Here is a 19,792-nt window from a genome sequence, read left to right on the forward strand (position 1 = left end):
CATCATGTTCACATTCGTGTTGCGCCGCGTGGGCATGGTGATCCCGACTTTCATCGGCATCACCATCCTGGCGTTTGCGCTGATTCACCTGATACCGGGCGACCCCATCGAAGTGATGATGGGCGAGCGCGGCGTCGATCCCGCGATGCATGCGGAGGCGATGAAACGCCTCGGGCTCGACCAGCCGCTGCCCATGCAGTACATCCACTACATCGGCCGGGCGCTGCATGGCGACCTCGGCACGTCGATCATCACCAACACGAGCGTCGCGGGCGAATTCTTCGCGCGCTTCCCGGCGACCGTCGAGCTGTCGCTGTGCGCGCTCGTGTTCGCGCTCGCGGTCGGGCTGCCGGCCGGCGTGATCGCCGCGCTGCGGCGCGGCTCGGTCGTCGACCACGGCGTGATGGGCACCGCGCTCACCGGCTATTCGATGCCGATCTTCTGGTGGGGACTGATCCTCATCATGGTGTTTTCGTCGTACCTCGGCTGGACGCCCGTGTCGGGGCGCATCGCCGTCGAATACGACTTCCCGCACCCGACGGGCTTCATGCTGATCGATGCGCTGCTCGCGCCGGACGAAGGCTCGTTCAAATCGGCGGTCAGCCACCTGATCCTGCCCGCGATCGTGCTCGGCACGATCCCGCTCGCGGTGATCGCGCGGATGACGCGCTCGTCGATGCTCGAAGTGCTGCGCGAGGACTACATCCGCACCGCACGCGCGAAGGGGCTGTCGCCCGCGCGCGTGGTCGTCGTGCATGCGCTGCGCAATGCGCTGATCCCGGTCGTCACCGTGATCGGCCTGCAGATCGGCACGCTGCTCGCGGGCGCCGTGCTGACCGAGACGCTCTTTTCGTGGCCCGGTGTCGGCAAGTGGCTGATCGATGCGATCGGCCGCCGCGACTATCCGGTCGTCCAGGGCGGCATCCTGCTGATCGCGACGCTCGTGATCGTCGTGAACCTGGTCGTCGACCTGCTGTACGGCGTGCTGAATCCGCGCATCCGCCACACGAGGTAATCCCATGAGCAATCTGCAAAATACCCTGCCGACCGAATCCGCGCCGGCCGGCGGCCGTGCGCTCGCGCTGCGCGAGTTCTGGGCGAACTTCTCGCGCAACCGCGGCGCCGTCGGCGCCGGCATCGTCGTGATCGTGCTGATCCTGGTCGCGCTGCTCGCGCCGCTGCTCGCGCCGCACAGCCCGGTCGAGCAATACCGCGACTTCGTGAAGATCCCGCCCGCGTGGCTCGACGGCGGCAACTGGAAGTTCATCCTCGGCACCGACGAAGCGGGCCGCGACATTCTTTCGCGCCTGATGTACGGCGCGCGGATGTCGTTCTGGATCGGCTTCGTGTCGGTCGTGCTCGCGCTGATCCCCGGCATCGTGCTCGGGCTCGTCGCCGCGTTCTTCCAGAAGTGGGCCGACACGCCGGTGATGCGCATCATGGACGTGCTGCTCGCGCTGCCGTCGCTGCTGCTCGCGGTCGCGGTCGTCGCGATCATCGGCCCGGGCCTCACCAACACGATGTTCGCGATCGCGATCGTCGCGCTGCCGGCCTATGTGCGCCTCACGCGCGCATCGGCGCTCGGCGAGCTGCAGAAGGAGTACGTGACCGCATCGCGCGTGGCCGGTGCCGGCACGCTGCGCCTGATGTTCTCGCAGGTGCTGCCGAACTGCACGGCGCCGCTGATCGTGCAGGCGACGCTCGGCTTCTCGTCGGCCATCCTCGACGCGGCCGCACTCGGCTTCCTCGGCCTCGGCGTGCAACCGCCGACCGCCGAATGGGGCGCGATGCTGGCCTCCGCGCGCGACTACATCGACAACGCATGGTGGATCGTGACGATGCCGGGCCTGTCGATCCTGATTTCGGTGCTCGCGATCAACCTGCTCGGCGACGGGCTGCGCGACGCGCTCGATCCCAAACTGAAGCGGATGGCATGACCATGAGCCAAGATCTTCTGACCATCCGCAATCTCGCGGTGAATTTCAACGGCTTGCCCGCCGTCGACCGGATCAACCTGTCGATCGCGCCGGGCGAGGTGGTGGGCGTCGTCGGCGAATCGGGCTCGGGCAAGAGCGTGACGATGATGGCGCTGATGGGCCTGATCGACGCGCCGGGCAAGGTGACGGCCGACGAGGTCACGTTCAACGGCGTCGACCTGCTGAAAGCGTCGCCGAAGGCGCGCCGCAAGATCGTCGGCAAGGACATCGCGATGGTGTTCCAGGACGCGCTGACGAGCCTGAACCCGAGCTACACGGTCGGCTACCAGATCAAGGAAGTGCTGAAGCTGCACGAGGGCTTGCGCGGCGACGCGCTGCACCGGCGCGCGCTCGAACTGCTCGACCAGGTCGGCATTCCCGATGCGAAGAACCGCATCACGTCGTTCCCGCACCAGATGTCGGGCGGGATGAACCAGCGCGTGATGATCGCGATGGCGGTGGCGTGCAACCCGAAGCTGCTGATCGCCGACGAGCCGACCACCGCGCTCGACGTGACGATCCAGGCGCAGATCATGGACCTGCTCGTGAAGCTGCAGAAGGAGCGCGGGATGGCGCTCGTGCTGATCTCGCACGATCTGGCCGTGGTGTCGGAAGTCGCTCAGCGCGTGGCGGTGATGTACGCGGGCGAGGTGATCGAGACCAACAGCGTGCCCGACATCTTCCGCGCGCCGCATCATCCGTACACCGAAGCGCTGCTCGCGGCGATTCCCGAGCACAATCAGGGGGCGCGTCGCCTTGCCGCATTGCCGGGCATGGTGCCGGGCCGCGATGATCGCCCGTCCGGGTGCCTGTTCGCGCCGCGCTGCAAGTACGTCGTCGACGACTGCCGCAAGGCGCGGCCGGCGCTCGACACGCTGGTGCAGGGCAACGGCGCGATGCGCGCACGCTGCATCAAGCCGCTCAACGTTTCCAACCTCGACCTGACGGGAGGTGCACGATGAATGCAGTCAATCAAACGCCTCGCGTGTCGCACGACGAGGAAGCCGTACTGGTGGCCGACGGCCTCGCGAAACACTATTCGGTGAAGCGCGGGATGTTCGGGCAGGGCACGGTGAAGGCGCTGAACGGCGTGTCGTTCTCGTTGAAGCGCGGCAAGACGCTCGCCGTCGTCGGCGAATCGGGCTGCGGGAAGTCGACGCTCGCCCGCCAGCTGACGATGATCGAGACGCCCACCTCGGGCAGCCTGACGATCGACGGCAAGAACGTCGCCGGCGCAAGCCGCGAGACGGTCGCCGACCTGCGCCGCCGCGTGCAGATGGTGTTCCAGAACCCGTTCGCGTCGCTGAATCCGCGCAAGACCGTCGAGCAGACGCTTTCCGAGCCGCTCGAGATCAACGCGAACCTGACCGCCGCCGAACGTGCGCAGCGCATCGCGCAGATCATGCGCACGGTCGGCCTGCGGCCCGAGCACGCGAAGCGTTATCCGCACATGTTCTCGGGCGGCCAGCGCCAGCGTGTCGCGATCGCGCGCGCGATGATCCTCGATCCGCGCATCGTCGTGGCCGACGAGCCGGTGTCCGCGCTCGACGTGTCGATCCAGGCGCAGATCCTGAACCTGTTCATGGATCTGCAGGAGCAGTTCAAGACGAGCTACGTGTTCATCTCGCACAACCTGTCGGTGGTCGAGCACGTCGCGGACGACGTGATGGTGATGTACTTCGGCAGCGTCGCGGAGCTGGGCGACAAGGCGACGATCTACGCGCGGCCGCGCCATCCGTACACGCGTGCGCTGATGTCGGCGACGCCGGCGATCTTCGAGGAAGACCGCCGCGTGCAGATCAAGCTGCAGGGCGAACTGCCGTCGCCGCTCAATCCGCCGTCGGGCTGCGCGTTCCATCAGCGCTGCCCGTATGCGGTCGAGCGCTGCCGGGTGGAGGAGCCGCAGCTGCGCGAGGTCGACGGCCGGCGCGTGGCCTGCCATCGGGCCGAGGAAGTCGGGGAGGAGAATGCCTGAAGCGTTGGCGGCGCGCGCGTCCGGCGTGCGCCGTGCGGGGGCAAGCAGCGCGCGCGTGATGCGCGCGTACCGCTACGCGCGGCGCTGGAGCGTGCGTACCGTCACGGGCGCGGCGCTGGCCGGCGCGTGCGTGGCGGCCAGCCTCGTGGTTCCCGTCGAATCCGCGCGCGCCGAAGGGCGCGCGCCGGCCACTTCACCGATCCATCCGTCGCAAGTCCCGCCGCCCGGCATGAGCCTGCCGGGCTTTCACGCGCCCGCCGTGTCGGACGGCACCGTGTCGCGCGGCACCGTGCGCGTGCAGCCCGCGCGCATGCCGTTCTACGTCGCGACCAAGGGCAAGGTCACGCTCTACGTGCTCGGCACGCTGCACACCGGCGACCCGTCCGATTACCCGAGCGCGCAGCCGTTCCGGCCGCGCATCCTCGCGGCGCTCGCCGCGTCGCCGACGCTCGCGCTCGAGCTGTCGCCAGACGATCTGCTCGAATCGCAGGACGACGTGTCGAAGTACGGCGTCTGCCGCTACCCGTGCCTGCAGCGCCTGCTGCCCGAGCCGCTGTGGCAGCGACTCGCGGCGCGCCTGCGCGGCAATCCGGCCGCGCTTGCCGAGATCCGCAAGATGCGGCCGTGGCTCGCGGCGCTCGTCGTCGAGACCTACGATTCGCTGTCGGCCGGCCTGCAGACGGAATACGGCACCGAGGCGCAGCTGCAGAACGTGTTCCTGAAGAAGAAGGGCGGCCGAGTGATCGGGCTCGAGACGCTCGCCGAGCAGATGCGCGCGTTCACCGGGCTGACGCTCGCCGAGCAGCGCGAGATGCTCGCGCAGGACATGGTGCAGACGCCCGCGCAGAACGCCGACGACATCAAGGCGCTGCATCGACTGTGGCGAATTGGCGACGCCGATGCGATCTCGGCATGGGCGGTCGCGAAGAGCGAGCGGCTCGCGCGTTCGAAGACGTTGTCGGACGCGATCGACAACAAGATCGTGTACGAGCGCAACCGGCGCTTCGTTGCACGGATGACGGCAATCGCCGCACCGAACCGGCCGCTGTTCGTCGCGATCGGTGCGCTGCATCTGGGCGGCCCGCGCGGCGTGCTCGAATTGTTGCGTCAACAAGGTTACAGGGTCGACGCGAACTGATCGCCGTCACCGCGCCCGAACCGATCCTCCCCTGTTTGATTGACGTCGTGCGAACGGCTCGAACGCCTGTATGGGCACGCGATTCGATAAGGAAAACCCTCGAATCATCAGAAAATAGCGTTTCAAACGATTGACATCCCGATCTGCCAATATCTATTCTTCGATCCACAAGTTGAAAAAATGAAAAGAATAGAAAAAGTTCTACGGGGTAGCAGAAAATAAAGCGCGGGGTTAGCGCGTTGCCGGCACGTGGTGCACGTGCCGGCCGCGGAAGTGTCTGCATGTACGGCGGGGCCAAACATCGTCGAACAACAATCAGGCATGCAGGCCGACTTGCGGGATAAGCGACGTTCCGTCGTCCCACCGGGGAAAGGCAGTGATCGGGCGGCGGCGGACGTTTTTTAATCCGGAATAATTTTCCGGTCACCGTCGCAAGACGGTTTCGGGGGGCGAATCGACAGACGGCGAAGCCGCAGCGATTGCGCCAACGGAAAAGCGCCACGAGGGCGCTTTTTTCTTTTGTACGACGGATCGTGCGTTCGCTCGTGTGAGCGGCGGGATCAGGCGCGTTCGTCGGCCTGCAGCATCCCGGGCGCGACCACGTCGACGCCCACCGCCTCGAGCGCGGCGCGAATCCGTTTCGCGAATACCAGCGCGTGCGGCCCGTCACCGTGCAGGCAGACGGTCTGCGCATTGAGCATCACCCATTCGCCGCCGATCGCACGCACCTGCCGGCTGCGCACCATGTCGAGCGTGCGCGCGATCATCGTGTCCTCGTCGTCGATCAGCGCGCCGGGCTGGTTGCGCGGCACGAGCGAGCCATCGGCGCGGTAGCCGCGATCGGCGAACACTTCCTCCACCGCGGCGAGCCCCGCGTGCCGCGCGGCCGCGACGAACACGCTGTTCGCGAGCCCGAACACCGCGAGCGACGGGTCGAAATCGCGGATCGCGGACACCACCGCCTCGGCGATCATCGGGTCGCGCGCGGCCTGGTTGTACAGCGCGCCGTGCGGTTTCACGTGTGCGATGCGCCCGCCTTCCGCCTGCGCGATCGCCGACAGCGCGCCGAGCTGGTACAGCACGCCCGCGTAGATGTCGCTGGCCGGCAGCTGCATTTCCTTGCGGCCGAAATTCTCCGGATCGTGAAAGCTCGGGTGCGCGCCGATCGCCACGCCTTTCTGCACGGCCCAGCGTACGCAGTCGCGCATCGCGTTCGCACCGCCCGCATGCCACCCGCATGCGATGTTCGCGGACGTCACGAGGTCGAGCAGCGCCTCGTCCGAACCGCATCCTTCGCCGAGATCGGCATTCAGATCGATTTCCATGATGTTCCTCGTCCACTGATTGCGTGGCCCGTCTTCTCTACTGCGACTGCCTCCGGTACCGCTACCGCTATTGTCACGCCGCACGCGACTCGGCGCGGCGGCGCGCTTCCTCGCGCATGTCGATCGCCACGTCGATCTGCCGCAGATATGCGCGTTCCGCGGCCAGCGCGGCGCGCGCGGCGTCGGGTGTCGTGCGCACGAAGCGGATCGGCAGGTTGAGCCGCGCCTGCGCGAGTTTCCACAGATCCGCACGGATCACCGTGCCGATCTTCGGGTAGCCGCCGGTGGTCTGCGCGTCGTGCATCAGCACGATCGGCTGGCCGTTCGGCGGCACCTGGATCGTGCCGGGCAGCACCGCGTGCGACAGCAGCTCGGCCGGCCGCTCGCGCACGAGTTCGACACCGGCAAGCCGGTAGCCCATGCGGTTGCTGTTCGCCGTGACCAGCCATTCTTCATCCCAGAACGCCTGCTGTGAATCGGCGGCGAACGACGCGTAGTCGGGGCCCGGCAGCACGCGCACGGGCATCGCCCACGGCGCGTGCGCCGGGCGGTGACGGCGCGGCGGCTCGTCGACGCGCACGAACGCGCACCACGCCGGCGCCTTGACGCCGAATTCGGGGGCGTCGGCCGCGAGGCAACCCATCCCGGCCGGAAGCACGCCGACCGGGAGGCGATCGCCGTCGCGCAGCGCGCGGCCGCCGAGGCCGCCGAAGCGCGAGGCGAGATCGGTGCTGCGCGAGCCGAGCATCGGCAGCACGTCGATGCCGCCGGCGATGCACAGGTAGCCGCGCATTCCGCGTTTCGCGGCGGGCAGCACGAGCGTCTGCCCGGCCTCGACCGGCAGGCTCCACCATGAATATACGCGCCGGCCGTCGAGCGTCGCACCGAACTCGGTGCCGGTGATCGCGATGCGGGTCGCGCGCGTGAAGCGGAAAGCGGCCGGGCCGATCGTGATCTCGACGGCCGCCGCATCGGGGCGGTTGCCGACCAGCCGGTTGCCGACTTCGAGCGCGAGGCCGTCGAGCGCGCCGCCCTGCGCGACACCGAGATGGCGCGCGCCGCGGCGCCCGAGATCCTGCACGGTAGTCAGCGGGCCGGCCCGCACCACCTCGATGGTGCCCGTTACGTTGCTCTGGGTCATCGTGCGTCGACTCCCGCAATGGTGAAGCGCACGCGGTCGCCGGGCAGCAGCAGCGTCGGTTGCGGCCGCGCCGGATCGAACAGCACGTGCGACGTGCGGCCGATCAGTTGCCAGCCGCCGGGCGACGTGGCCGGATAGATGCCCGTCTGCGCGCCGCCGATGCCGACCGAGCCGGCCGGCACCTCCAGGCGCGGCGCCGCGCGGCGCGGCATGTGCAGCGCGGCGTCGAGCCCGCCGAGATACGCGAAGCCCGGCTGGAAGCCGACGAAGAACACGACGTAGGCGCCGGCCGCGTGGCGCGCGACGACTTCGTCGACCGACAGGCCGGTATGCGCGGCGACGGCCGGCAGATCGGGGCCGGCGGCGCCACCGTATTCGACCGGGATCTCGACCTCGCGGCCGTCCGCGTGCTCGACGTCGGCCGTCTCCCACGCGTCGCGCAGCGCCGGCGTGAGCGAATCGGCCGTCGTGGCGAGCGCATCGAATACGATCGTCAGGTTGTTCATGCCGGGCACGACGTCGATCACGTCGGGCCACGCGCGCGCGGCCTCGGCAACGGCCCAGACGCGGCGCTGGCAATCGAGCGTGGCGGGCGGCGGCACCTCGCAGACGAGGGCGGCATCACCGAGCGGATAAATGCGGGGTTGCGTCATCGGACTGGCACGGTTCGGACGGCAATGTTAGCGCACATTGTCGATAAAATATCGACAACTTCCCAATAAGCGTTTTCGCCTAGCCCGTATGTCGGGGCTTCTGGCGTACACTCGGCACACCCTGTCATCCGGCTTGCTCCGCCTTTCCATGAAGCGTCCTGCGACCAAGATCGTGTCATCCGAACACCTCGTTTCCGATTCGAGCGCGGAGCTGTCGGAGCTCGAATACGGCCTCATCATGGCAGGCAATGCTTTCAATCGGTGGATGGTGCGCTGCATGTCGGCGGCCGGCGCGAAGGACATGACGGCGGTCGAGGTGTCGCTGCTGCATCACGTCAGCCATCGCGAACGCAAGAAGAAGCTCGCCGACATCTGCTTCGTGCTCAATATCGAGGATACGCACGTCGCGACCTATGCGCTGAAAAAACTGATCGCCCGCGGCTATGTGAAGAGCGAGAAGAACGGCAAGGAAGTGTTCTTCTTCGCGACCGACGCGGGCCGCGACCTGTGCCTGAAGTACCGCGAGGTGCGCGAGCATTGCCTGATCGAGACGCTGAAGGACAGCGGGCTCACCAACGAGCAGATCGGCGACGCGGCGCAGTTGCTGCGCAACGCATCGGGCCTGTACGACACGGCCGCGCGCGCGGCGGCGTCGCTGTAAACGGTTGCGCCGCGGGTGGCGCGCGGCGGTGCGCTGACGGGCGTGCGACGACGGATGCGGCGCCGCCCGCCGCGTCATCCGGCGGCCGGATACAGCGCGCCGTCGGTCACGATCCAGTGCAGCGCGAGATCGTGCGCTTCGGCCGGCAGCGCGTCGACGCGGCACGCTTCATACGCGATGCCGACCGTCACGGGCGGTTCGCTGCCCGGCCATGCGGCAAGCGTGCGGTCGTAGTAGCCGCCGCCGTAGCCGAGCCGGTAGCGCTGCAGATCGAATCCCACACAGGGAATCAGCAAAAGGTCGGGCACGACGACGATTCCCGACGCCGGTTCCGGAATCCGGTGATGACCTTCGCGCATCGGCGTGTGCGCGTCCCACGCATGGAACTCGAGCGGCGTGTGCCGTTCGTCGATCACCGGCAGTGCGGCCTGCCTGCCGGCACCGGCCGCGCACCACGCGAGCACCGCGTCGCGCGCATCGAATTCACCCGGCAGCGGCCAGTAGAACCCGACCGTGCGCGGCGCGAGCCGTTCGAGCAGCGTGCGCAGCCGCGCGTCGAGCGCGGCGTTCGCGGCGGGTTGCGACGCGGCGTCGCGACGCGCGCCGGACAGCGTTTTGCGTAGCGCAACCTTCGGGTTGGGCACAGGGTTGCGTGCTATGCTTTCGCTCACTTCGCGCTCCATTCAAAACGATGTCGAACAGCCTTTTCCGAGTATATCGCGCGGTCGCGCTGGCGCTTTCGGCCACCGCGCTCGTCGCGGGCACGGCCGCGTGCGCCGCACCGAACGACGATACGGTCTCCGGGGACGACCAGACCTTCGTGCAGCTTCGAGAAGCCGCACGCCGCAACGACGCCGCGAAAGCCGCGCAGCTCGCGTCGATGATCCCGAACTATCCGGTACCGTCCTACGTCGAGTATTTCCAGATCAAGCCGCAGTTGTTCGATTCGACGGGCCGCGCGCGCGTGGACGCGCCGGACGCGCCCGTGCAGTCGTTCCTGCAGCGCTACGACGGCCAGGCGATCGCCGATCGCCTGCGCAACGACTACCTGCTCGTGCTCGGCGCGCGCCACGACTGGCGCAACTTCGACGAGCAATACAAGCGCTTCGTGCTCGACGACGACACGCAGGTCAAGTGCTATGCGCTGGAATCGCGCGCGGCGCGCGGCGAGAACGTCGCCGAAGCGGCACGTGCGCTGCTCGTCGAGCCGAAGAACTACGGCGACGCGTGCGTCGACCTGATCACCGCGCTCACGGTCAACCAGCAGTTCACGAGCGACGACGTGTGGCAGCAGGCGCGCCTCGCGTACGAGCAGAACTACACGACGCTCGGCGGCAAGATCGTCGATGCGCTCGGCCCGCGCCCGGTCGGCTTCGACCAGGCGACGAGCGCGCCGCCGCTGTACCTCGCGCGCGGCGTCGGCCCCGACGCAACCTCGCACCAGATCGCCCTGATCGCGCTCAGCCGCATGGCGCGCAACGATCCGGACGCCGCCGCCGGAATGCTGACCACGGTCGCCCCGTCGCTGACCAAGCAGGAGCAGGCGATCGCGTGGGGCGCGATCGGCTACCAGGGCGCGATCAAGCGCTCGCCGCTCGCATCGGTCTGGTATGCGAAATCGACGAATGCGCCGCTGTCGAACCCGGGCTACGAATGGCGCACGCGCGCCGCGCTGCTCGCCGGCAACTGGCCGATGGTGCGCTGGTCGATCGAGCAGATGCCGCCGTCGCTGCGCAACGATCCGGCCTGGATCTACTGGCATGCGCGCGCGCTCAAGCAGAGCGGCGACACGCTGCAGGCGAACCAGGAATTCGAGCAGGTCGCGGGCCAGTTCAACTTCTACGGGCAGCTCGCCGGCGAAGAGCTCGGCCAGCGCACGACGATCCCGCCGCGCACGAAGGTGAGCGATGCCGAGATCGATGCGATGAGCAAGATTCCGGGCTTCGCGCTCGCGCAGCGTTTCTACGCGCTGAACCTGCGCCTCGAAGGCAACCGCGAATGGAACTGGCCGCTGCGCGGGATGACCGATCGCCAGCTGCTGGCCGCGGCCGAATACGGCAAGCGCGTCGAGCTGCTCGACCGCACGGTCAACACGGCCGACCGCACGAAGGCCGAGCACGACTTCACGCTGCGCTACCCGTCGCCGTACCGCAACATCGTCGAGCGCTATGCGCAATCGACGGGCCTCGACATCGAGTGGGCGTACGGGCTGATCCGCCAGGAATCGCGCTTCATCATCAGCGCGCGTTCGTCGGTGGGCGCGGGCGGCCTGATGCAGCTGATGCCGGCCACCGCGCAGATGGTCGCGAAGAAGCTCGGCATGGGCACGATCTCGCGCGCGCAGATGCACGACATCGATACCAACATCCAGCTCGGCACGTGGTATCTGGCGGACATCTACAACAACTTCGACAGCTCGCCGGTGCTCGCCACGGCCGGCTACAACGCGGGCCCGGGCCGGCCGCGCCAGTGGCGCCAGGTGTTGACGCAGCCGGTCGAAGGCGCGATCTTCGCAGAAACGATTCCGTTCAACGAGACGCGCGACTACGTGAAGAACGTGCTGTCGAACACCGTCTATTACGCGGCGCTCTTCGAGGGCAAGCCGCAGTCGTTGAAGAAACGTCTAGGCATGATCTCGCCCTGATACGCAATCTTCACACTGCCGCGCGAGACGCGGCAGTGTTTAAGGGGCTGTTCACGCTAATAACGGGCTTGCGCTGGCCGCCAGAAGGGCCGAGCGCAAGGAGCATGACGCAGCGATCGGCCCTTCTGGCGGCCAGCCCCGCGAAAGATTTTTTCCAAACAGGGGAACGAGCCCGTTATTAGCGTGAACAGCCCCTTAGAGGCCCTTGATATGGATCGCCAGACCGTCGCGCTGCTGGGCGGCACCGGCTTCATCGGCAGCCGGCTCGTCAATGCGCTGATCGAATCCGGCAAGCAGGTACGGATCGGCACGCGCCGGCGTGACCACGCGCGCCACCTGCAGATGCTGCCGGTCGAAATCGTCGAACTCGACGCGCTCGACACGCGCACGCTTGCGCGCTTCGTCGCCGGTGCGCACGCGGCGATCAACCTCGTCGGCGTGCTGCACGGCGGCCGCGGCACGCCCTACGGGCCCGGTTTCGAGCGCGCACACGTCACGCTGCCGGCCGCGCTCGCGACCGCCTGCACCGAGGTGGGCGTGCAGCGCCTGCTGCACATGAGCGCGCTCGGCGCCGATTCGCACGGCGCAAGCATGTACCAGCGCTCGAAGGGCGACGGCGAGGCCGCGCTGCATGCGATCGCGGCGACCGATTCGCTTGCGCTGACGATCTTCCGTCCGTCGGTCGTGTTCGGCCCCGGCGATGCGTTCCTCAACACGTTCGCGGCACTGCAGCGCTCGGTGCCGGTGCTGCCGCTCGCGATGCCCGACGCGCGCTTCCAGCCGGTGTTCGTCGGCGATGTCGTGCGCGCGTTCGTCAACACGCTCGATCTCGCGGCCGCACACGGCAAGACCTACGAACTCGGCGGCCCGACCGTCTATACGCTCGAGCAGCTGGTGCGCTATTGCGGCACGCTGGTCGGCCGGCAGGCACGCATCGTGCGGCTGCCCGACGCGCTCGCGCGGCTGCAGGCGAGCGTGTTCGAATGCCTGCCCGGCGAGCCCGTGCTCACGCGCGACAATCTCGCGACGATGTCGGTGCCGAACGTGCTGTCGGGGCCGCTCGCGCCGGAACTCGGGATATCGCCCGCGAGTCTCGAAAGCATTGCGCCCGCGTATCTCGGCCAGGCCGCGCAGCGCTCCCGGTTCGACTGGTTCCGCTCGCGCCGCTAGGCCGGCAGCGTCTTCCTTTTCACTTTCGCGTTTTCCGGATCACCGTCATGAAACTCGTCATTGGAGACAAGAACTACTCGTCGTGGTCGATGCGCCCGTGGCTGCTGCTCGCGCATTTCGGCATCCCGTTCGACGAGATCGCGATCGAGCTGCGCCACGATGACACGGCCGCGCGCATCCGCGAGTATTCGCCGTCCGGCAAGGTGCCGTGCCTGATCGACGACCACGGCGTCGCGATCTGGGATTCGCTCGCGATCGCCGAGACGCTCGCCGAACGCTATCCGCAGTTCCCGATGTGGCCGGCCGATCCGCTCGAGCGCGTGCATGCGCGCTGCGTCGCGGCCGAGATGCATTCGGGCTTCGCGGCGCTGCGCACGCAGATGGGCATGAACGTGCGCGCGTCGATGCCGGGGCGCGGCGCGACCCCCGACGCGCTCGCCGATGTCGCGCGCATCGATGCGCTGTGGAGCGCGTGTCTCGAGGCGTCGGGCGGGCCGTTCCTGTTCGGCGAATTCGGCATTGCCGATGCGATGTACGCGCCCGTCGTGATGCGCTTCAACACTTACGCACCGGGCCTGTCGCCGGAAGCGGCCGGCTATGCGGCGCGCGTGACGGCGCTGCCGGCCGTCCAGCGCTGGATCGACGCCGCGCGCCGCGAGACGAACGTGATCGCCGAATACGAGCCTCAACCATGAATATCTACGCAGTAGGCGGCGCCATCCGCGACGAGCTGCTCGGCGTGCCCGTGCAGGACCGCGATTACGTGGTGGTGGGCGCGACCCCCGAGCAGATGGCCGCGCAGGGGTTCCGGCCGGTCGGCAAGGATTTCCCGGTATTCCTGCATCCGCGGACGCAGGAGGAGTACGCGCTCGCGCGCACCGAGCGCAAGACGGCGGCCGGCTATCACGGCTTCCAGTTCCACTACGCGCCGGACGTGACGCTCGACGAGGATCTCGCGCGGCGCGACCTGACGATCAACGCGATGGCGCGCGAGGTGAGCCCGGAGGGTGACCTGGTCGGGCCGGTGATCGATCCGTTCGACGGGCAGGCCGACCTGCGTGCTCGCGTGTTCCGGCATGTGAGCGACGCGTTCGTCGAGGATCCGGTGCGGATCCTGCGCATCGCCCGCTTCGCCGCGCGGTTCGCGGATTTCACGGTGGCGGACGAAACGCTCGCGCTGATGCGGCGGATGGTCGACGCGGGCGAGGTCGACGCGCTCGTGCCCGAGCGCGTGTGGCAGGAAATCGCGCGCGGGCTGATGGAAGCGAAGCCATCGCGGATGTTCGCGGTGCTGCGCGAGTGCGGCGCGCTCGCGCGCATCCTGCCGGAAGTCGATGCGTTGTGGGGCGTGCCGCAGCGCGCCGACTACCACCCGGAAGTCGATACGGGCGTACACGTGATGATGGTCGTCGACTATGCGGCGAAGCAGGGCTATTCGCTGCCGGTGCGGTTCGCGGCGCTCACGCACGACCTCGGCAAGGCGACGACGCCCGCCGACGTGCTGCCGCGCCACGTCGGCCACGAGGGGCGCAGCGTCGACCTGCTCAAGCCGTTGTGCGAGCGGTTGCGCGTGCCGAACGAATGCCGCGATCTCGCGCTGGTTGTCGCGCGCGAGCACGGCAACCTGCATCGCGTGATGGAGATGGGTGCGGCCGCGCTGGTGCGGCTGTTCGAGCGCAGCGACGCGCTGCGCAAGCCGGCACGTTTCGCCGAGATGCTGCAGGCGTGCGAATCGGATGCGCGCGGGCGGCTCGGGCTCGAAGCGCAGCCGTATCCGCAGGCCGAGCGGCTGCGCGTCGCGCTCGCGGCCGCGCGCAGCGTCGATGCCGGCGCAATCGCGCGCGGCATCGGCAACGATACGGAGAAGATCAAGGACGCCGTGCATCGCGCGCGGATCGAGGCCGTCGCGCAGGCGCTCGAGATCGGCGAATAGGGGCGACGAATAGGCCCGGCAGGAAGGACGTGCGTCGCCCTCCCGGCAACCGTTACGACTTCTTCTTGCGCGCCGGCTTCGCGGCCGCCGGGCGTTTGCCGGCGGATGCGCGCGGCTTGGCCGCGGCCTTCTTTTCCTTTCCCGCCGTGCCGGCGTCGCGATCGCGCTCCGCCCGCTTGGGCGCCGGCCCGCGGCGGCTCACGCGCGGCTCGCCCGGCGTCGCACGCGCGGTGGGAGCCGGTTTCCCGACGTCCATCGTCGCCGACACGAACCCCGTGCCACGGTCGTCGAACAGCGGCAGCGTGCCGACTGTGATCACCTCGGCCGGCCCTTCACCCACGTTGGCGACCCGATGCCGCTTGCGCGCGTCGAAGTGCAGCGAGTCGCCGGGCGACAGCGGGTAGTCCTTCCTGCCGACCGTGTAGCAGATCCGGCCGGCCAGCACGTACACGAATTCGTCGCCGCCGTGCGCGACCCATTCCGAGCGGTAGCCTTCCATCATCTGCACCTTGACTGCATTGATCTGGCTGCCGTCGAACGTGGTGGAGAGGCGCTCGTACCACTGCGACCTGGCGTCGAGCGCGTACGGCTTGCGGCGGCCCTCGTACGAATCGGGCTGGGCCTGGCGCGGCTGGTCGATCAGCGCGCCGAGCGGCACGCCGAGTGCCTTCGCGACGTTGACGAGCGACGACAGCGAGATACCGGTGAGGTGGCGCTCGACCTGGGACAGGAACCCGACCGACAGTTTCGCTTCGGTCGCGACTTCCAGCAGCGTCTTCTTCGCTTCCCGGCGCAGGCGGCGAATGCGCTGGCCGATACGCATGATGTCTGAATCCATGAATCTCTTTCGTGACAACGAGTCGGGAGGGGAGCGGACGGACGGTGCAGTCGCCGGACGGTGATTTTCGCGCATCGCACGAAGCACGGCCGTCGGGACGGCGAATTGTACCGCGCAGCGTCGCCGGAAGAATTCTCGTTGTGCCGGGATGCGCAGGCGCCGCGCCGATTTTAGCCCTACGAAAATTTCAGCTTGACCTCAATTTCGGCGTGCTCTAGATTCTGTCGCGCGTATCAAAAAAAGTTAAGTGAGACGAAAATTTTTTTAAGGACCTGCTGCCGGAACGGCACGGCGGTCCGGCGCCGTGCCGCGCCGGGCCGGGCCGAACGTCCACCCGCAGCGGCGCCGTGCCGCACCAGGCCTGCCTCGGGCCTGCACCCCGCCGCGTCACCGCCGGCCGCCGACAACAATGCATAACGGGCTTCCGATGATCGATCGACTGAAATACAGCTTCTCCGGCCTTCCCCCGTACGACGCATCCGTCGTCGACACGCAGGCGGCCCTGTCGCGCCTGCTCGATGCCGCGCGGCTCGACGCGGTGCTGGTCACGTCGCAGGACGAATACGTGACCGAGTACCTGCCGCTCGCCAACAATCCGCGCTACGCGGTGTCGGGTTTCGACGGCTCGGCCGGCTGCGGGATCTTCCTGAGCGCGGCGACCGCGCAGGCACTCGATCTGCCCCCGTTCGTGCTGTTCGTCGACGGCCGCTATCACCTGCAGGCCGAGCAGCAGTGCGATCCGGCGCGCGTGCGCATCGAAAAGCTCGGGATGAACGTGACGATCTGGCAGGCGATGGCCGACTGGCTGGTCGCGCACGGCAGCCGGCTCGCACGGGTCGGCTACGACGCGCGGCGGATCAGCGTCGCGCAGCGCGATCGCCTGTTCGAACAGGCGCAGGCCGCGTCGCTCGACTGGACGAGTCTCGCCGACCGGGAGATCGATCGCGCGATCGCGCTGCCGGGCTGGGTCGTCGAGCGACCGATCTTCGAGGTACCGGAATCGGCGACCGGCCTGAGTGTCGCGCAGAACCTCGACACGCTGAACCGCCAGCTCGCCGCGCATACCGGCGCGCCGGACGGCAAGACCGCGTTCTTCACCTGCGCGTCGGACGATCTCGCGTATCTGCTGAACAGCCGCGGCTATCACATTCCGAATGCGTCGTCGCACCTCGGCTTCCTGTTCGCGGTCGGCGGCCAGGTGGCGTTGTTCCTGCCGGAAGGCTGCGACCGCTGCGAGGTCACCCTCCCGTCGTATCCGGCGCTGCACGTGATCCGGCGCGATGTCGCGGCGCTCGAGCGCTTTCTCGCACAGTTCGACGTCGAGCGCGTGTGCTACGGCTTCGAATCGGTGAACTGCGCGCTCGTCGACGCGGTGAAGCGCGTGTGGCCGTACGCGCGGCAAGCCGACTTCAACCCGGTCGAGGCGATGCGCGCCAGCAAGACGCCGGCGGTGCTCGACCGGTTCCGCGACGCGTTCGCGCGCAGCTCCGCGGCGATCGCCGAGACGATGCGCTGGGCGAAGGCCGGCGAGCCGGGCATGCGCCACACCGAATACGACCTGGCGCGCACGATCAACGACGCGTACGGCGCACGCTCGGCGGTGGCGCTGACGTTTCCGTCGATCGCGGCGAACGGCGCGAACAGCGCGTTCGCGCATTACACCGCGGCGAGCGCCGACGTCGAGCTGACGGAAGGCGAACTCGTGCTGCTCGACAGCGGCGCGTACTACGAAACGGGCTTCGCGACGGACTGCACGCGTGTGGTACTGCGCCGGACCCGGCCGGAAACGGTCGCGCAGCCGTGGCAGCGCGAGATCTACACGGTCGCGCTGAAGGCTTGCATCAAGGGGCTCGTCACGCGCTTCCCGAGCACCGCGAAGGGCGGCGACGTCGATGCGCTCGTGCGGCAGGTGTGCCGCGACCACGGCCACGATTTCGGTCACGGCACCGGGCACGGCGTCGGGATTCACGTGCACGAGGGCGGCGTGCGGTTCGCGCCGGGCGCGAAGTACGGGCTCGTGCCCAATGCGGTGATTTCGGTCGAGCCGGGCATCTACGTGCCGGGCAAGGGCGGCGTGCGGATCGAGAACATCGTGATCATCCACCGGGACGACGCGCAGCCGGATACCGTCACGTTCGAGAACATCGTGACGGTCGGCTACGACTGGGACCTGATCGATCTCGACCTGCTGGACGACGACGAGCGCGCGTACCTGCGCGACTACGAGCGGCTGTGCGTGGAGCGCGGCACGCAGGTCACCGCGTGTCCGCTGCTTTAAGCACTGCCGCCCGCGCCGGTCAGTTCAGCAGGCGCGCACGCACCAGCGGCGCGATCCGCTCGGCGAGCCACGCATGCGTGCGCGTGGTCGGGTGCAGCGTGTCCCAGAATACGAAGCGCGCCGGATCGCGGCAGTCCATACGCGGCGTCTGCGCGCTCACGTAGGTGAGCGACGACGGTTTCGGGATGTCGAGGCACGAACGCTTCGCGTCGTCGAAGCCGTACTGGGTCGGGTGGCTCAGCAGGTCGTCGAACAGCGCATACGCATCGAACACCTCGAGCCGCAGCGTCGCGCCGTAGCGGGCGCGCAGCGCGGCGGCCGCGTCCGCGAGGCGCAGGTTGTAGTCCTTCACCTGCGCGGCGACGCTCGCGGTGTCGGTGCGGGTCGCGAACACCGGCGCGCGCGACACGTCCGGCAGCGTGACGAGCATGATCCGCGTCGCGCCGGCCGCGGCGAGCCGCTCGAGGCTGTCGCGCACCGCATTCGCCGCCTGCTCGGGCGAGCGCCCGTAGTTCACCAGGTCGTTGCCGCCCGCGAACACCGCGAACAGCGTGTTGGCGGGCCGGTAGTCCGGCGCGCGATCCATGTACTCGCGCCACGAGTCGATCTGCTGCACGAGGCCTGGCACCACGAGGTACTGGTCGGTCGCCGCACCGCCGATCGCCCAGTTGTAGAACGGCAGCCGCAGCGCGTTCGCGAGATATTCGGCCCACACCGGGCCGTTGCTGAAGCGCCCCGCCTGCCAGCTCGTGCCGTTCGGCAGCTTCCACTGGCTTGCGTTGAACATGTTCTGCGTGTCGGACAGGCTGTCGCCGAACACGATCAGCTTGTTGACGCGCGCGTCCTGCTGCGCGGCGTCGATGGTCCACACCGTGTAGTTGAACGACAGCGCGTTGTTCGCCGCGACCGCCTGCACGAGGTCGGACTTGATGCCCTTCGCGGCCAGCGTCTTGCGGCACACGTCGGCGAGCGTGTCCTGCGTCGTCGTGCTGTAGAACATGTTCTTCCACTGCGTGATGCCGTCGGCCCACCAGTAGCCGGACACGCGATACCAGTCGCCGCCGGCGGGGTTGCGCGCCCATTCGTAGGTCGCGGCCGGCTTCAGCGGATCCGCATCGATCCGGTACCAGCAGCGCAGGTACGTGTAGGTGTCGGATCCGCGGTGGGACGCGCGCGGCGTGGCGCCTGGCGGGCTCGATGCGGCCGGCGGCACGATGTCGGGGCCGGCCGGCGACAGCGACATGTCGCCCGTCGGCGTGGGCAGCGGCGCGGGGCCGGCGGCGTGCGCGACGGGGAGCGTCAACGCGGCGCCCAGCACCGTGACGGCGGAAACGGCAGCGACGCGGGATGAAAACGGAATGCGGAAATATGGCATGCGGCCCTCTTCTGATTGTTGTGACGGGACGGCGGCGCGGCTGCGCGACCGTGTATCGGAAGGGACCGTGAGTGCCGGGCTCGGGCCCGGTCTGTCGAAACGTGAGATGCCGCGCATGGCGGCGCAATGCGGAAAGTACGGTGGCGGCGGTGCCGCCGGTCGGTCAGTGTATCAGCGCGCGAGAGCCGACACGCGCCCGTCGGGGCCGTAGACGCCGGCCGGCGCGGGGGCCGAGCGCAGTACCGCGAGCGCGCGCTCGTTGTAGTCCATCCGGATCCGGATCAGCATCCCGTTGTTCGCATTGGCCTGGCGCGCGCGTTCGGCGGACTGCTGCAGCAACTGCCAGCGGCCGGCGAGGCGGGCGTCGCGCTCGGCGGCCTGGTCCATCCCCTTCTTGCCTGCCGGAAAGCCGAGTGCGGAAAGCTGCGTGTCGCGCGTGCGTTCGAGCTGCGCGAGCCGGTCGATCAGCTCGGTTTTCTTCTCGACGATCCCGGGCAGCATCTCGAGCGGCTGCGCCATCGTCAGCGCTTTTTCCTCGTACGCGAGCAGGGACGCGAACGCCTCGACCGTCGCGTGTTCGTCGTTGACCGTGGTCAGCAGCTCTTCTCTCATCGCGTCATGCTCGTCGCGCCGGCGCGGGTAGACGCGCCGGCAATCCGGGGGGGCCGGCCTTGCGAGGCCGGCT

At 68.5% G+C, this 19,792-nt stretch carries 18 protein-coding genes; 11 read left to right on the forward strand and 7 right to left on the reverse strand.

Translation table 11 applies throughout. The annotated features are described in order from the left end of the window. Positions 1–4: 4 nt before the first annotated feature. Genes C5O79_RS28200 through C5O79_RS28220 form a run of 5 tightly spaced genes read left to right on the forward strand, consistent with a single transcriptional unit; the run spans position 5 to position 5,089 of the window. A complete protein-coding gene (locus C5O79_RS28200) occupies positions 5–1,015 on the forward strand; it encodes an ABC transporter permease subunit (protein ID WP_014895775.1) in 1,011 nt (336 codons plus the stop codon). 4 nt (positions 1,016–1,019) lie between these two features. Then, entirely contained in the window at positions 1,020–1,937 is a 918-nt protein-coding gene (locus tag C5O79_RS28205) for an ABC transporter permease subunit (RefSeq protein WP_039354804.1), read from the forward strand. 2 nt (positions 1,938–1,939) lie between these two features. Then, positions 1,940–2,938 (forward strand): ABC transporter ATP-binding protein, encoded by a 999-nt coding sequence (locus tag C5O79_RS28210; RefSeq protein WP_122474426.1) that lies wholly within the window; start codon positions 1,940–1,942, stop codon positions 2,936–2,938. Next, on the forward strand, positions 2,935–3,951 hold the full coding sequence (locus tag C5O79_RS28215) for a peptide ABC transporter ATP-binding protein (RefSeq protein ID WP_039354810.1): 1,017 nt from the start codon (positions 2,935–2,937) through the stop codon (positions 3,949–3,951). Before C5O79_RS28210 ends, C5O79_RS28215 begins: the two co-directional genes overlap by 4 nt. Beyond that, positions 3,944–5,089 (forward strand): TraB/GumN family protein, encoded by a 1,146-nt coding sequence (locus tag C5O79_RS28220; protein WP_046544225.1) that lies wholly within the window; start codon positions 3,944–3,946, stop codon positions 5,087–5,089. The genes C5O79_RS28215 and C5O79_RS28220 overlap by 8 nt, the downstream gene beginning before the upstream one ends. Before the next feature lie 560 nt (positions 5,090–5,649). Here the strand turns inward: C5O79_RS28220 and pxpA are convergent. The 3 genes from pxpA to pxpB all read right to left on the reverse strand — a co-directional run bounded on the left by pxpA (position 5,650) and on the right by pxpB (position 8,208). Next, a complete protein-coding gene (gene pxpA / locus C5O79_RS28225) occupies positions 5,650–6,414 on the reverse strand; it encodes a 5-oxoprolinase subunit PxpA (protein WP_122474425.1) in 765 nt (254 codons plus the stop codon). A 73-nt stretch (positions 6,415–6,487) separates the two neighbouring features. After that, complete coding sequence (locus tag C5O79_RS28230) at positions 6,488–7,555, reverse strand: biotin-dependent carboxyltransferase family protein (protein WP_047852326.1); 1,068 nt, start codon at positions 7,553–7,555, stop codon at positions 6,488–6,490. Further along, positions 7,552–8,208 (reverse strand): 5-oxoprolinase subunit PxpB, encoded by a 657-nt coding sequence (gene pxpB / locus C5O79_RS28235; RefSeq protein ID WP_046544228.1) that lies wholly within the window; start codon positions 8,206–8,208, stop codon positions 7,552–7,554. Before pxpB ends, C5O79_RS28230 begins: the two co-directional genes overlap by 4 nt. A gap of 148 nt (positions 8,209–8,356) precedes the next feature. On the opposite strand from pxpB, the gene C5O79_RS28240 reads away from it, so the two are divergent. Next, complete coding sequence (locus C5O79_RS28240) at positions 8,357–8,869, forward strand: winged helix DNA-binding protein (RefSeq protein ID WP_027788908.1); 513 nt, start codon at positions 8,357–8,359, stop codon at positions 8,867–8,869. 74 nt (positions 8,870–8,943) lie between these two features. Here the strand turns inward: C5O79_RS28240 and C5O79_RS28245 are convergent, their stop codons facing one another. Further along, positions 8,944–9,552, reverse strand: coding sequence for a 5-formyltetrahydrofolate cyclo-ligase (locus tag C5O79_RS28245; protein WP_046544229.1), 609 nt, complete (start codon positions 9,550–9,552; stop codon positions 8,944–8,946). 8 nt (positions 9,553–9,560) lie between these two features. Between C5O79_RS28245 and C5O79_RS28250 the strand changes: the two genes are divergently transcribed. The 4 genes from C5O79_RS28250 to C5O79_RS28265 all read left to right on the forward strand — a co-directional run bounded on the left by C5O79_RS28250 (position 9,561) and on the right by C5O79_RS28265 (position 14,616). Beyond that, positions 9,561–11,513: a lytic transglycosylase domain-containing protein gene (locus tag C5O79_RS28250; protein WP_047852325.1), complete on the forward strand. Its 1,953-nt coding sequence runs from the start codon at positions 9,561–9,563 to the stop codon at positions 11,511–11,513. Positions 11,514–11,723: 210 nt separating this feature from the next. Continuing rightward, positions 11,724–12,683: a complex I NDUFA9 subunit family protein gene (locus C5O79_RS28255; RefSeq protein WP_046544231.1), complete on the forward strand. Its 960-nt coding sequence runs from the start codon at positions 11,724–11,726 to the stop codon at positions 12,681–12,683. Between the two features lie 47 nt (positions 12,684–12,730). After that, positions 12,731–13,378, forward strand: coding sequence for a glutathione S-transferase family protein (locus C5O79_RS28260; RefSeq protein WP_122474424.1), 648 nt, complete (start codon positions 12,731–12,733; stop codon positions 13,376–13,378). Then, entirely contained in the window at positions 13,375–14,616 is a 1,242-nt protein-coding gene (locus tag C5O79_RS28265) for a multifunctional CCA addition/repair protein (RefSeq protein WP_039354830.1), read from the forward strand. Before C5O79_RS28260 ends, C5O79_RS28265 begins: the two co-directional genes overlap by 4 nt. Before the next feature lie 52 nt (positions 14,617–14,668). Here the strand turns inward: C5O79_RS28265 and C5O79_RS28270 are convergent, their stop codons facing one another. Continuing rightward, entirely contained in the window at positions 14,669–15,454 is a 786-nt protein-coding gene (locus C5O79_RS28270; protein ID WP_122474423.1) for an XRE family transcriptional regulator, read from the reverse strand. Between the two features lie 427 nt (positions 15,455–15,881). Between C5O79_RS28270 and C5O79_RS28275 the strand changes: the two genes are divergently transcribed. Continuing rightward, positions 15,882–17,732, forward strand: coding sequence for a M24 family metallopeptidase (locus C5O79_RS28275; protein ID WP_122474422.1), 1,851 nt, complete (start codon positions 15,882–15,884; stop codon positions 17,730–17,732). A 19-nt stretch (positions 17,733–17,751) separates the two neighbouring features. Here the strand turns inward: C5O79_RS28275 and C5O79_RS28280 are convergent, their stop codons facing one another. After that, the gene (locus C5O79_RS28280) at positions 17,752–19,107 is read right to left on the reverse strand and encodes an SGNH/GDSL hydrolase family protein (protein WP_047852321.1); all 1,356 of its coding nucleotides are present in this window, start codon (positions 19,105–19,107) and stop codon (positions 17,752–17,754) included. A 171-nt stretch (positions 19,108–19,278) separates the two neighbouring features. Next, complete coding sequence (locus C5O79_RS28285; protein WP_046544237.1) at positions 19,279–19,719, reverse strand: flagellar protein FlgN; 441 nt, start codon at positions 19,717–19,719, stop codon at positions 19,279–19,281. Positions 19,720–19,792 lie beyond the last annotated feature (73 nt).

It is taken from the genome of Burkholderia sp. SRS-25 (assembly GCF_004343765.1).
Classification (GTDB): Bacteria; Pseudomonadota; Gammaproteobacteria; order Burkholderiales; family Burkholderiaceae; genus Burkholderia; species Burkholderia contaminans.